The 12,975-nt window shown below is 72.7% G+C and carries 11 protein-coding genes, 1 tRNA gene and 1 pseudogene; 8 read left to right on the forward strand and 5 right to left on the reverse strand.

All coding sequences use genetic code 11. The annotated features are described in order from the left end of the window. The first annotated feature begins 71 nt into the window (after positions 1 to 71). The 6 genes from VM95_RS04220 to VM95_RS04245 all read left to right on the forward strand — a co-directional run bounded on the left by VM95_RS04220 (position 72) and on the right by VM95_RS04245 (position 5,618). The gene (locus tag VM95_RS04220) at positions 72 to 1,139 is read left to right on the forward strand and encodes an AfsA-related hotdog domain-containing protein (protein ID WP_052706354.1); all 1,068 of its coding nucleotides are present in this window, start codon (positions 72 to 74) and stop codon (positions 1,137 to 1,139) included. Continuing rightward, positions 1,129 to 2,157: a ketoacyl-ACP synthase III family protein gene (locus tag VM95_RS04225; RefSeq protein ID WP_045692730.1), complete on the forward strand. Its 1,029-nt coding sequence runs from the start codon at positions 1,129 to 1,131 to the stop codon at positions 2,155 to 2,157. The genes VM95_RS04220 and VM95_RS04225 overlap by 11 nt, the downstream gene beginning before the upstream one ends. Beyond that, positions 2,154 to 2,942 (forward strand): SDR family NAD(P)-dependent oxidoreductase, encoded by a 789-nt coding sequence (locus tag VM95_RS04230; RefSeq protein WP_244178625.1) that lies wholly within the window; start codon positions 2,154 to 2,156, stop codon positions 2,940 to 2,942. Before VM95_RS04225 ends, VM95_RS04230 begins: the two co-directional genes overlap by 4 nt. 19 nt (positions 2,943 to 2,961) lie before the next feature. Continuing rightward, positions 2,962 to 3,480, forward strand: coding sequence for a MaoC family dehydratase (locus VM95_RS04235; protein ID WP_063773447.1), 519 nt, complete (start codon positions 2,962 to 2,964; stop codon positions 3,478 to 3,480). 15 nt (positions 3,481 to 3,495) lie between these two features. Next, the gene (locus tag VM95_RS04240) at positions 3,496 to 4,170 is read left to right on the forward strand and encodes an HAD family hydrolase (RefSeq protein ID WP_045692644.1); all 675 of its coding nucleotides are present in this window, start codon (positions 3,496 to 3,498) and stop codon (positions 4,168 to 4,170) included. A 386-nt stretch (positions 4,171 to 4,556) separates the two neighbouring features. Further along, positions 4,557 to 5,618, forward strand: a complete 1,062-nt coding sequence (locus VM95_RS04245; RefSeq protein ID WP_045692645.1) for an acyltransferase family protein — start codon at positions 4,557 to 4,559, stop codon at positions 5,616 to 5,618. Between the two features lie 102 nt (positions 5,619 to 5,720). Here VM95_RS04245 and VM95_RS04250 read toward each other — a convergent pair. Continuing rightward, positions 5,721 to 5,794 (reverse strand) — tRNA-Gly (locus VM95_RS04250). A gap of 275 nt (positions 5,795 to 6,069) precedes the next feature. Here VM95_RS04250 and VM95_RS04255 point away from each other — a divergent pair. Then, on the forward strand, positions 6,070 to 6,291 hold the full coding sequence (locus VM95_RS04255) for a hypothetical protein (protein ID WP_078859593.1): 222 nt from the start codon (positions 6,070 to 6,072) through the stop codon (positions 6,289 to 6,291). A 71-nt stretch (positions 6,292 to 6,362) separates the two neighbouring features. Further along, positions 6,363 to 6,938, forward strand: coding sequence for a dCTP deaminase (gene dcd / locus VM95_RS04260; RefSeq protein ID WP_045692647.1), 576 nt, complete (start codon positions 6,363 to 6,365; stop codon positions 6,936 to 6,938). Positions 6,939 to 7,005: 67 nt separating this feature from the next. Here dcd and VM95_RS04265 read toward each other — a convergent pair whose 3' ends face one another. The 4 genes and pseudogenes from VM95_RS04265 to VM95_RS04280 form a co-directional block, all read right to left on the reverse strand. Beyond that, the gene (locus VM95_RS04265; protein WP_045692648.1) at positions 7,006 to 7,896 is read right to left on the reverse strand and encodes an alanyl-tRNA editing protein; all 891 of its coding nucleotides are present in this window, start codon (positions 7,894 to 7,896) and stop codon (positions 7,006 to 7,008) included. Positions 7,897 to 8,008: 112 nt separating this feature from the next. Further along, the gene (locus VM95_RS04270; protein ID WP_052707136.1) at positions 8,009 to 8,974 is read right to left on the reverse strand and encodes a Yip1 family protein; all 966 of its coding nucleotides are present in this window, start codon (positions 8,972 to 8,974) and stop codon (positions 8,009 to 8,011) included. A 188-nt stretch (positions 8,975 to 9,162) separates the two neighbouring features. Beyond that, a pseudogene (manB, locus tag VM95_RS04275) lies at positions 9,163 to 10,227 on the reverse strand (mannose-1-phosphate guanylyltransferase); the annotation flags it as partial. 345 nt (positions 10,228 to 10,572) lie between these two features. Beyond that, a complete protein-coding gene (locus VM95_RS04280; RefSeq protein WP_045692650.1) occupies positions 10,573 to 12,804 on the reverse strand; it encodes a (Fe-S)-binding protein in 2,232 nt (743 codons plus the stop codon). Positions 12,805 to 12,975: the final 171 nt, after the last annotated feature.

Below are 12,975 nucleotides of genomic sequence, written 5' to 3' on the forward strand. Positions count from 1 at the left end.
CCGCCGGGGTGGCCCCACCCACCCCCCGGACCGAGGCCCTCGCCGGCCGCCCCCGACCCCCTGGAGCAGTGATGACCACGCTCGACGTCCGTACGGATCCGACCGCCGACCTCACCACCCGCCGCACCATCGACCGGCACCTGGTCCACCGGGCCGCGATCGCCGAGGTCTTCCTCACCGACTTCCGCACGATCGACTCGACCACCTTCGAGGCCGCGGCCCAGCTGCCCCCCGCGCACTCCTACTACGGCGACCACACCGGCCGGCCCGAACTGCACGACCCGCTCGCGGTGTTCGAGAGCGTCCGGCAGATGCTGCTCTGCGCGATGCACCTGCAGCACGGCGCCTCGCAGGACACCAAGTCCATCACCGCCGAGTGCCGGATGGAGATCACCGACCCGGCCCCGCTGCTCGCCGACGGCGGGGTGCCCGAGCTGACCCTGCTCGGCAAGGTCTCGCTGGAGAAGATGTTCGCCGGGGTGACCGCCCGGGTCGTGCACGACGTCGAGGTCCTGGTCGGCGGCCGCAGCGTCGGCACCGTCTCCGTCGACACGGCGCTGCGCCCCGACGACGTCTACCAGGAGCTGCGCATGAGCCACCGCACCACGCCGCCGCCGTACTCCGACACCCTCCCCGCCGACGGCCCCGCCGCCCCCGTGCGCCCGCACCTGGTGGGCCGCGAGCACGCCGAGAACGTGGTGCTGCGCGACGTCCGCGACACCGAGGACACCGTGGTCGCCCGGCTGCACGTGCCGGTCGCCCACCGCAGCATGTTCGACCACCCGCAGGACCACGTGCCCGGCCCGGTGATGATGGAGGCCGCCCGCCAGGCCGCCGTGTTCCTGCTGGGCGAGCGGCTGGGGCAGGCCCCCGCGAAGCTCTTCCTGCAGCAGATCACCGCCACCTACCTGCGCTTCGCCGAGCTGGACTCCGACCTGCTCGTCCAGGCCTGCCTGGTCCCGGACGACGGCGCGGCGGACGGCACGGCGGACACCGCGGCAGCCACCGCGGCGGACGGCGGCCGGCTGATCGCCGTCTCGTTCCTGCAGTCCAACCACACCGTCGCCCGCATCCAGGTCCGCCTCGGCCTCACCGTCGGCTGGCCGCAGGACACCCGTGGAGCCGGCGATGCGCTTTGATCTGCCGCTCTACCTGAGCGCCCCGGCCACCGTCCTCGGCGAGCGCCTGCAAACCGCCGCCGAAGCCGTCGCGGAGGGCCTGATCAGCGAGTACAACGCCGAGCGCTACCGCTACTCCGGCCTGAGCGTCAGCGAGTTGCCCCCGGTGGAGCTCGCCGAGCGCTCGGCCGCGCGGACGCTGGCGGCGGCCGGCGTGGCCGGCGAGCAGCTCGGCCGGGTGCTGCACGCCTGGACCTTCCACCAGGGCCACGAGTTCTGGTGCCCCGCGCACTACCTCGCGGACCGCCTGGGCGCCTTCAAGGCCCTGCCGGTCGGCGTCCAGCAGATGTGCAACGGCGGGATGTCGGCGATCGACCAGGCCGCCCGGGACATGATCGTCGACCCGAAGATCGACAGCGCCCTGGTCACCACCGCCGACTGCTACCCGCCGCCCGGCTTCGACCGCTGGGGCGGAGACCTCGGCATCGCCTACGGCGACGGCGCCACCTCGGTGCTGCTCACCCGGGCGCCGCAGGGGCCCTCCGTCCGGCTGCTGGCCACCGCCAGCGTCGCCGCCTCCGAGCTGGAGGCGATGCACCGCGGCGACGCCCCGTTCACCCCGGCCCCGCTGAGCGGCCTGAAGACCCTTCAACCGCGCCTGGCGAAGAAGGAGTTCATGACCGGGCGGCCGAGCGTCGACTTCGGCGAGACCGCGCACTCCGCCGTCACCACCGTGGTCAGCCGCTCGCTGGAGGACGCCGGCCTGCGCGGCGACGACCCCCGGCTGCGGGCCGCCGCACTGCCCCGGCTCGCCGGCCACGTGCTGACCGGCTCGTACCAGCCCGCCTTCGCCGAGGTCTGCGCCGCACCGGTGGTCGAACTCGGCGGCGCCACCGGCCACTTGGGCGCCGGCGACCCGATGGCCAACCTGACCGACCTGCTGGCCGCCGGCACCCTCGGCCCCGGGGACCTGGTCGTCCTGCTCAGCGCCGGCGCCGGCTTCACCTGGACCTCCGCCGTGGTGGAGGTGGCCCGGTGAGCACCCCCGTGCCGCCGCCGGTCGGCGACCCGGCCGCGCTCTTCCGGCTGGACGGCCAGGTCGCCCTGGTCACCGGCGCGTCCAGCGGGCTGGGCGCCCGCTTCGCCCGGGTGCTCGCGGCGGCCGGCGCCCGGGTCGCGCTGACGGCCCGCCGGGAGGGGCAGCTGAAGGAGGTCGCCGCGCACTGCCCCGACAGCCTCGCGGTCCCCTGCGACGTCACCCTGCCGGAGGACCGGGAACGGCTGGTGGCCACCGTGGCCGAGCACTTCGGCCGGATCGACGTCCTGGTCAACAACGCCGGCTCGTCCCGCGTCGTCCCCGCCGAGCAGGAGCGGCCGGAGGCCTTCGCGGGCCTCGTCGACGTCAACCTGACCTCGGTGTTCGCGCTGAGCCGCCTGGTCGGCGAGCGGATGCTCGCGCAGGGCTCCGGGACGATCGTCAACATCGCCTCGATCTACGGGCTGGTCGCCAGCGGGACGCTGCCGCAGGCCGCGTACGCCGCGAGCAAGGGCGGCGTGGTCAGCCTGACCCGCGAACTGGCCGCCCAGTGGGCCCGTCGCGGCGTACGGGTCAACGCGATCTGCCCCGGCTGGTTCCGCTCGGAACTGACCGCGGACATGCTCGACACCGAATCCGGCCGGCGGTGGATCACCCAGCGGACCCCGATGGGCCGCGAGGGCACCCTCGACGAGCTGGACGGCGCCCTGCTCTACCTGGCGAGCCGCGCCAGCTCGTACGTCACCGGCACCGCCGTCCCGGTCGACGGCGGCTACACGTCCATCTGAGTCGTCCGAGGAGACCGACATGCGCGTCTTTCCCACCCTGGAGGCCTTCGCCGCCGCCCGCGGGTCCGTCCTCGGCAGCAGCGGGTGGCGGACCGTCACCCAGCAGCGGGTCGACGCCTTCGCGGACGCCACCGACGACCGCCAGTGGATCCACACCGACCCGGCCCGGGCCGCCGAGGGGCCGTTCGGCACCACCGTCGCCCACGGCCACCTCACGCTCTCGCTGCTCCCGGCGCTCTGCGCCGAGATCTACCGGATCGACGGCGCGGCGGCCGGGGTGAACTACGGCCTGGACAAGGTCCGCTTCCCCGCCGCCGTGCCGGTCGGCTCCCGGATCCGCGGCACCGCCGAACTGGTCGAGGCCGTCGACACCCCGCAGGGCCTCCGGGCCCGGGTCCGGGTCACCGTCGAGGTCGAGGGCCGGGACCGGCCGGCCTGCGTCGCCGAGTCCATCGCCCTGTTCCTCCCGCCGTCCCTCCCCCCGCCCGTCCCATCGCCCGTCCCCTCGTCCGTCCCCTCGTCCGTCCCCTCGTCCTGACAGGAGCCCTCCGCCATGCCCGAGGTGCCCGGCGCGGCCGCGTTCTTCGACGTCGACGAGACGCTGGTGACCGCCAAGACCATGTTCAGCTTCCTGGAGTTCCACTTCGCCGCCACCGGCCGCCCCCCGGCCGTCTACCACCGGGCCCGCACCGGACTGCGCCTGCTCTCCGACCACGGGCTCTCCCGCGAGGAGGTCAACCGCGCCTACTACCGCCACTACGCGGGCGCCGAGGCGGCCGACCTGACCCGACAGGGCGAGGAGTGGTTCCGGCAGCAGCTGGCGGGCGGCGGCTTCTTCCACCTCCCCGTCCTGCGCGCCCTGGAGCGCCACCTCGCGGCCGGCGACCGGGTCGTCCTCGTCTCCGGCTCGTTCTTCCCCTGCCTCGACCCGATCGCCCGCCACCTGGGCGCCCACGAAGCCCTCGGCACCCCGCAGCTGATCGTCGCCGGACGGCTCACCGGCGAGGTCACCCACCCGATGATCGGCCCCGCCAAGGCCGTCGCGGCCCGCGGCTGGGCCCACACCCACGGCCTCGACCCCACCCGCTGCACCGCCTACGGCGACCACGCCACCGACCTCCCGCTCCTGCGCGCGGTCGGGCACCCGGTCGCGGTCGGCGACGACCCCGCCCTCCTCGCCGAGGCCGCCCGCCCCGGCGGCCGCCACCTCGCCGGCGTCACCCCCTGACCCCCGCCCGCCCCCGGAGAACACGACAGCCGCAGGTCACCTGACCTGCGGCTGCCGGTGCGGAGCGGGCGACGGGAATCGAACTCGCGCCCCGCGTTCACTCGAATGGGCTGCACATAAGATAATCGCTCGGTTGATCAGTCTGCGGGTGGTGCGCCCCCGCGCCACGGCTGAGAGGCATCACCGTTCCCCCACGCCTATGACCTTCGTCCGCGGTCCCGGGCGAGAGCGGGCGTGCCGACCCGATCGGACTCCAGCCAGTGCTCCACGCGCCCACGTCCCCGCCCTCCAGCAGACAGGCCTGGAACGGTCTCGCACGGGCGAAAGCCCCGGCCGAAGGCCGCGGCCGGAGCGAGGCCGGGCCCCGGCTGGCCGTCGTCGACGGCATGCGTCTGCTCGCCGCGCTCGCCGTCACGGGATTCCACTACCTGGCCGCGATCCCGCCCGACCTGTGGGGGCCGTCCGCCAAGGAGTTCGCCGGCCCGCTGCACCACGCGTCGATGTACGGCTGGCTCGGTGTCGAGGCCTTCTTCCTCATCAGCGGATTCGTCATCTGCATGAGCTGTTGGGGACGCACGGCAGGACAGTTCGCCGTCTCGCGAATATCCCGGCTCTACCCGGCCTACTGGTGCGCGATCGTCCTGATCGTGGCCAGGTTCGCGCTGATCCCCCTGCAGACCCACGACGTCGGCGCGGTGATCCACCCCCGGGTCGTCCTGGCCAACCTGACCATGTTCCCGGATGCCCTGCACGCGAGCCTCCTGGACGGCGTCGCCTGGACCCTCGCCGTCGAGGCCCACTTCTACCTCCTGATGGCCGTCCTCCTGGCCTTCGGCACCACCTACCACCGGGTCATGGGCTTCTGCGTCATCTGGCTCGCCGCCGGGATCATCACCTCGGAGACGAAGAGCACGTTCCTGGACGACTTCGTCCTCACCCAGTACGCCGGCCTGTTCGTCGCCGGCATCGCGGTCTACCTCATGTACCGCTTCGGCCAGAACCTCATGCTCTGGATCCTCCTCGGCTTCGCCTGGTGCTACGAACTGGCCGTGCTCCCCGGACGGCTGGCCGGCCACTACCGGGACTGGGGGTCCAAGGCGCTCTGCTCCTGGACCGTCGCCGGCGCCCTGCTGACCGCCTTCCTGGCCCTCCTGCTCCTGGCCACCATCGGCCCCCTCGCCCGCATCCGCTGGCGCTGGCTCATGACGGCCGGTGCACTCACCTACCCCTTCTACCTGGTCCACCAGAGCCTCGGCCTGCCCATGGCCACCGAACTCACCGCCCACGCCCACTGGCTCGGCCCCTGGGGCCGGCTCGCCCTCACCACCGTCTCGATGCTCCTGCTGGCCTGGCTGATCCACCGCGTGGTCGAGAAGCCCCTCGGCCGCGCCCTCCGCCGCCACCTCGACCAGGCCCTCGCCCGCCACCGGAGCACCCCACCGGCATAACCACCCGCACCGCCCCGGGCCCGCCCGACCGCCGACCGGCCGGGCCCGCCCGGCCCCGGACAACACGAAAGCCGCAGGTCAGATGACCTGCGGCTTTCGGTATGGAGCGGGCGACGAGAATCGAACTCGCGCTCTAAGCTTGGGAAGCTCATGTTCTACCATTAAACTACGCCCGCCTGACGAGCCGTCAGAGACGCCTCGATCTGGTGCCACCTTACCCCATCCGCGACTGTGGTCGCACGGGTGGTTCGGGGACGTGGCGGAGCCGGTCGGGAGCGGGTGCGGGGCGTACTGTGTGGGCCGCGTGCGAGTGCTCCGGCGGGTGGGGTTCGGGGCGGCGAGCCACGGTGTGGAATGTCCGGAACATCCCCTAATGTGACGCTGTCCCGGGGCCGGTCGCCGGGGCGCACGAGTACGGGTGAGTACTGGGTTAGGGATGGGAAGGGGATCGATGGAGCAGCGCGCCGTCGTTCGTTGTGCCGAGGGGCACCTGTTCAGCACCACCACGTTTCCGATGCAGAACCTCGGGCCCGGGCGGCTCGGGCCCGGGCGGCTGATCCGCTGCCCGCAGTGCGGACGGCTGCGGAGTTCGGTGCTGGCCGACGTGCGGGAGCTGTCGGGGGCGCAACTGGCCCGGGCGATGCGGCTGGAGGCCGCGGAGTTCCTGGCCTGAGGGCGGACGGAGAGCGGAACGGGCCCCGGACGGATTCGTCCGGGGCCCTGCCGTGCACGTAACCTCGAAGTGTGCTGCTCTCTGACAAGGACATCCGGACCGAAATCGACCTGGGTCGGGTCGTCATCGACCCGTTCGACCCGTCGATGATCCAGCCGTCGAGTATCGACGTGCGCCTCGACCGCTTCTTCCGCGTGTTCGAGAACCACAAGTACCCGCACATCGACCCCTCCGAGGAGCAGCCGGACCTGACCCGGCTGGTGGAGCCGGAGGGCGACGAGGCGTTCATCCTGCACCCGGGCGAGTTCGTGCTGGCCTCGACGTACGAGGTCATCACGCTGCCCGAGGACGTGGCCTCCCGGCTGGAGGGCAAGTCGAGCCTGGGCCGGCTGGGCCTGCTGACGCACTCCACCGCGGGCTTCATCGACCCGGGCTTCAGCGGTCACGTGACGCTGGAGCTGTCGAACGTCGCGACGCTGCCGATCAAGCTGTACCCGGGGATGAAGATCGGGCAGCTGTGCCTGTTCCGGCTGTCCTCGCCCTCGGAGCACCCGTACGGCTCGGAGCGCTACGGCTCGCGCTACCAGGGCCAGCGCGGCCCGACGCCGTCCCGCTCGTACCTGAACTTCCACCGCAGCCAGGTCTGACGACCCACGGAGCACGCACGGCGGGCGGTCGTCCCTTCCACCGAAGGGGCGACCGCCCGCGGCGTTCTCAGGCCCGCTTCGGGCTGGTGACGGCGACCAGCTCGGTGCCGTCCTCGGAGAGCCGCAGCTCGGTGCGCAGCTCGGCGAGCTGGCCGAGGTGGTGCAGGTGGGTGCCGCCGCAGAAGATCTGCGCGCCGCCCTCGGGCAGCTCGCAGTGCCACTGGCGGCGGGCGGTGAGCTCGGGGCCGGGGACGTCGATACGGACCGGGGCGTCGGCGGCGACCCAGGCGGCGAGGCGCGCGTTGACGGCCTCGGTGAGGGCGGGCAGGGCGTCGGCGAGGGCGGGGAGGTCCTCGGTGGCGTCCGCGGTGAAGCCCTTCTTCTTGAGCGACTTGCCGAGCCGGTAGGTGTCGGTGCTGGCCGCGGTGTCCATCACCGAGCTCGCCATGGCCAGGCTGTCGAAGTCGGGGTTGCCGAAGGCGTCCGAGCGGCCCGGGTCCTTGCGCCAGCGCGGGGCCAGCGCGGCGTTGAGGGCGAGGGCGAGCAGGTGGCAGCCGCTGTGCGAGGCGCTGAGGGCGGCCCGGCGCTCGGCGTCGACGGCCAGGGCGGCGGTGCGGCCGACGATCTCGCCGGGGTCGGTGTCCAGGACGTGCAGGACCAGCCAGGACCACTCCTCGTCGCCGCGCCGCACCGGGATGTCGGCGCCGACCAGCAGCTCGCCGCCGTCCGGGCCGACCGCGCCGGTGAGGCAGTCGACGACGGCCAGCTCGGTGCCGTCCACGGTGAGGGTGCCGTGGTCGGCCGGCTGGTCGGGCCAGGTGTGGTCGAGCGGGTGGAACGGGGTCGCCGCGGTGACGACGGCGTACCGGCCGTCCGCCAGCGGGCTCACCGCGAGCACCGGGGACTCGCCGGTCACCGCCCCGGCCGGGAAGCTGACGTGGGTGGTGGGCAGGGTCATGGCTGGCTCCGGTGGGTGTCGGCCTGCGAGGGGTGGCGGGCCCGGCTCGTGCCCGGGGCCCGCCCCCATTCTGCCCGCAGGCCGCCCGGGGGCCGCAGCGGCCGCGGGGTGCTCAGCCCAGGGTCGGCAGCTTGATCAGCACCAGCAGCGCGAGCAGCTGGACGGCCGCGGCGGCCGCCGCCTTGCCCCAGGGCAGGTCGTGCACCCGCCGGACCATGCTGGTCAGCAGGTAGGCGCAGAACATCCAGGTGGCCCAGCCGACGACCTGGACGACGGCGCTGCCGGAGGGCAGCACCAGGTCCAGCAGCAGCCGGGGGGCGTCGGTCAGCCAGCCGATCAGCGCGGCCAGGCCGACCGTCGAGCGCCACGGGCCGTCGCCGCCGAGCTGGCGGGCCAGCGCGTAGGTGACGCCGCCGAAGACGGCGCCGGCGATCGTGAAGCCGATCGCGGCGGCGGCGATGCCGGTCAGCGCCACGCTGAAGGTCGAGTTGACGATGTCGTCGTGGGTCAGGCCGATGCCGAGCACCGCGAGCGCGCCGTACAGCAGCGAGACGGTGAGGGCGGGCAGCCAGACCTGGTGGTCGCGGGTGCGGTCGAAGATCGCGCTCGGGGTGCGGACGATGCCGACGAGCAGCTCGCGCCACCGCGGCCGGGGGCCGGTGACGTGCGGGGTGGACTGGCCGCCGGCGCGGTAGACGGTGACGTTGTCCTGGCCGTACGGCGGCTGCTGCTGCCCGTAGCCGTCGTCGTGGTGGCCCGGCTCCTGCCCGTACTGGCCGTACTCGCCGTACTGCCCGTAGCCCGGCTCCGGCTGCCCCGGGTAGCCGGCCTGCCCCGGATAGCCCCCCGGGTACGGCTGCCCGCCGTACGGGTCGCCCGCCGGGAACGCCCGGGTGCTGCCGGGCCGGTCGGCCCCGTACGGGTCGTACCCGCCGCCCGCGCCCGGGTGCGGCGCCGTGAAGTACTCCGGCCCCTCCGGCCGCCCCTGCCCCCCGGGGCCCCCCGCCGGCGGCGGAGGGGGCGCCCACCCGCCGTTCGGGTCGGCGCCCTGACCGCTGTCGTATCGATTACCAGCCACGGTCCGAAGGTACCCGTCCGGCCCAGTGCGCGTGGGCCCCGGACGGAGCCGGGGCCGGTTTGCAGCGAGTCTGGGACGAACGGGCGGTGCGGCCCCCCGGAGCGCTACCGCTGCGCGGTGACGGACGGCCCGTGCACGGCCGCGGCCGCGGTGGTGCCGGCCGGGCAGCCGCCCGGGCCGGCGGTGGTGCGGACGGCACCGACCGGCAGCAGGGTGCCGCAGGCGATCCGGATGCCGTTCGGCAGCTCGTTGTCGGACTCGACGATCGCGCCGTCGCCGATGACGGCGCCGTCCAGCGCCGAGCGCTCGCCGACGGCGGCGAAGGCGCCCACGATGGAGTCCTTCACCAGGGTGTCCGGGCCGATCACCGCACCGGGCAGGATCACGCTGCCCTCGACGATCGCGCCGGCCTCGACCACCGCGTCCGCGGAGACCACGGTGCCGCCGCTGAGCACGGCGCCGGGGTGGACGGTGGCGCCGGGCAGCAGCAGGGCGTCGCCGGTCGGGCCGGGGACGGCCGGGGAGTCGACCTTGCCGAGGACCAGGTCGGCGGAGCCGCGGACGAACGCGGCCGGGGTGCCGAGGTCCAGCCAGTACGAGGTGTCGACGACGCCGCGCAGCAGCGCGCCGGTGGCCAGCAGCTCGGGGAAGGTCTCGCGCTCGACGGACACCTCGCGGCCGGCCGGGATGCGGTCGATGACGGACCGGGTGAAGACGTAGCAGCCGGCGTTGATCTGGTCGGTGACGATCTGCTCCGGCGTCTCCGGCTTCTCCAGGAACTCCAGCACCCGCCCGTCCTCGTCGGTCGGGACGAGGCCGAAGGCGCGCGGGTCCTCGACCCGGGTGAGGTGCAGGGTGACGTCGGCCCCGGCGGCCACGTGGCCGTCGCGCAGGGCGGCGATGTCGACGCCGGAGAGGATGTCGCCGTTGAAGACCAGGACGGGCTCGTCCGGGCCGCAGGTCAGCCCGGAGGCGGCGTTGCGGATCGCCCCGCCGGTGCCCAGCGGCTCGCGCTCGGTCAGGTAGACCAGCTCGATGCCGTACGGGGTGCCGTCCTGGAAGTGGTCCTCGAACACCTCGGCCAGGTACGAGGTGGCCAGCACGACCCGGGTGACCCCGGCGGCGGCCGCGCGGGCCAGCTGGTGCGCGATGAACGGGACGCCCGCGACGGGCAGCATGGGCTTGGGGGTGTGGGTGGTCAGCGGGCGCAGTCGCGTGCCCTTACCACCGACCAGCATGATCGCCTCGGTCATGGTCTGCGCTGTTCCCCTTGTGCTCTCCGCGGCCCGGCCCGGCGGGCCGGTACCTCCGTCGTGTTTTGCGCCCGGCCGGTGTGCACCCGGTCCGGGTGGGCGCCCGGACGGTCGTCCGTCCGGAACGCGGCGACCGGCTCGCAGCCGGTCCGGCGCCTACTGTATTTGCTTCCAACCGAATGCCCGTCCGGCGGCTGTGCGATAGACGTCACTCCCCGTACCCCCGCCGTACCTCCCGGAGCCTCCCGGAGCCGCCCCGGGGCACCGAAAAGCCCGGCCCGGCGGGCGCGTTGGCGGCGTCCACCGGGCCGGGCAGTTGTTGCAGAACCGTCGAACAGCGGACCGTTACGCGTCCACCGTCGCGGGCTGCTCCTCGGTCTCGGCCGGCGGGGTCGCCTTCACCGACTCGAGCAGCAGCTGGGCGACGTCGACCACCTTCAGGTGCTCCTTGGCCGCGCCCTCGTTCTTCTTGCCGTTGACCGAGTCGGAGAGCATCACCAGGCAGAACGGGCAGGCGGTGGAGACGATGTCGGGGTTGAGCGACAGCGCCTCGTCCACGCGCTCGGTGTTGATCCGCTTGCCGATGCGCTCCTCCATCCACATCCGGGCGCCGCCGGCGCCGCAGCAGAAGCCGCGCTCCTTGTGGCGGTGCATCTCCTGCTGGCGCAGGCCGGGGACCTTGTCCATGATCTCGCGCGGCGGGCTGTAGACCTTGTTGTGGCGGCCCAGGTAGCACGGGTCGTGGTACGTGATCAGGCCCTCGACCGGGTTGACCGGGACGAGCTTGCCCTCGTCGATCAGGTGCTGCAGCAGCTGGGTGTGGTGGATCACCTCGAAGTGCCCGCCGAGCTGCGGGTACTCGTTGGCGATGGTGTTGAAGCAGTGCGGGCAGGTGGCCACGATCCGCTTGGTCGGGGCGTCCTCCAGCGCGGCGTTCAGGGTCTCGACGTTCTGCGCGCCGAGCATCTGGAACAGGAACTCGTTGCCGAGGCGGCGCGGGGAGTCACCGGTGCAGGTCTCCTCCTTGCCGAGGATCGCGAACTTGACGCCCGCGGTGTGCAGCAGCTCGGCGAAGGCCTTGGTGGTCTTCTTGGCGCGGTCCTCCAGGGCGCCGGCGCAGCCGACCCAGTAGAGGTACTCGACCTCGGCGGGCTCGATGTCCTCGCCGATCACCGGCACCTCGATGCCGGTCTCCTTCTTGAGCTCCTTGACCCAGTCGAGGCGGGCCTTGGTGGCCATGCCCCACGGGTTGCCCTTGTTCTCCAGGTTCTTGAGCATCGTCCCGGCCTCGGTCGGGAAGTTGCTCTCGATCATGACCTGGTAGCGGCGCATGTCGACGATGTGGTCGATGTGCTCGATGTCCACCGGGCACTGCTCGACGCAGGCGCCGCAGGTGGTGCAGGACCACAGGACGTCCGGGTCGATGACGCCGTTCTCCTCGGCGGTGCCGATCAGCGGGCGCTCGGCCTCGGCCAGCGCGGCGGCGGGAACGCCCTGCAGCTGCTCGGCGGTGGCCTGCTCGGTGCCCTCCATGTCCTTGCCGCCACCGGCCAGCAGGTACGGCGCCTTGTTGTAGGCGTGGTCCCGCAGGCTCATGATCAGCAGCTTGGGCGAGAGCGGCTTGCCGGTGTTCCAGGCCGGGCACTGCGACTGGCAGCGGCCGCACTCGGTGCAGGTGGAGAAGTCGAGGATGCCCTTCCAGGAGAACTGCTCGACCTGGGAGACGCCGAAGACGGCGTCGTCGGCCGGGTCCTCGAAGTCGATCGGCTGGCCGCCGGAGGTCATCGGCAGCAGCGCGCCGAGCGCCGTGGCGCCGTCCGCGTTGCGCTTGAACCAGATGTTCGGGAAGCCCAGGAAGCGGTGCCAGGCCACACCCATGTTGGTGTTCAGCGAGACCGTGATCATCCAGATGAAGGAGACCGAGATCTTGATCGTCGCGACCACCCAGAGCAGGTTGTGCAGGGTGCCGGCGCTCAGCCCGGAGAACAGCTTCACCAGCGGGTACGAGACCACGTAGTCGAGCGAGTAGTGGTCGGCGCCCAGCTGCGCGCCCTCCAGGCCGCGCAGGGTCAGGATGGCCGCGCCGATGATGAAGATGACGGCCTCGACGAAGTACGCGAAGCCCATGTTGGAGCCGGCGAAGCGGGACTTGCGGCCCGCCCGGTTCGGCAGGCTCAGCTGCCGGATCACGATCAGCGCCGCGATGCCGAGGAAGGTCACCAGGCCGAGGAGCTCCTGGAACAGCAGGTACGGCGTCCAGTCACCGATGATCGGGACCTCGTAGTCCGGATCGAAGAGCTGGCCGAACGCGCCGACCAGGGTGAGGATGAGCGCGTAGAAGCCGACCGCGACGGCCCAGTGGGCGACGCCGACGATGCCCCACTTGTTCATCCGGGTGTGGCCGAGGAACTCCCGGATCAGGGTCACCGTGCGGGCCACCGGATTGTTGATCCGGGCGCCCTTCGGGACGGGCTGGCCGAGCCGGACGAACTTGTAGATCTGCGCGACGGCACGAGCGAACAGCGCCACGCCGACCAGGGTTGTGCCCAGTGAGATGAGGATCGCTGCTAGCTGCATCCGGCTTCTCCGTACTCCAGCGGCGGTGAGGATAAAGGTCGGTCAAGTGTACTCGTGGGTAACTTAATCTCCCACCGGCCGGACACTATCGCCCCTTAGCACCGAGCCAGAAGATGCTCAAGGTATGGCGGCAGTCACGTGGGGCCACCATCGCCCGTTCGGGGCAACCGG

This window comes from Streptomyces rubellomurinus (genome assembly GCF_000961885.1).
Classification (GTDB): Bacteria; Actinomycetota; Actinomycetes; order Streptomycetales; family Streptomycetaceae; genus Kitasatospora; species Kitasatospora rubellomurina.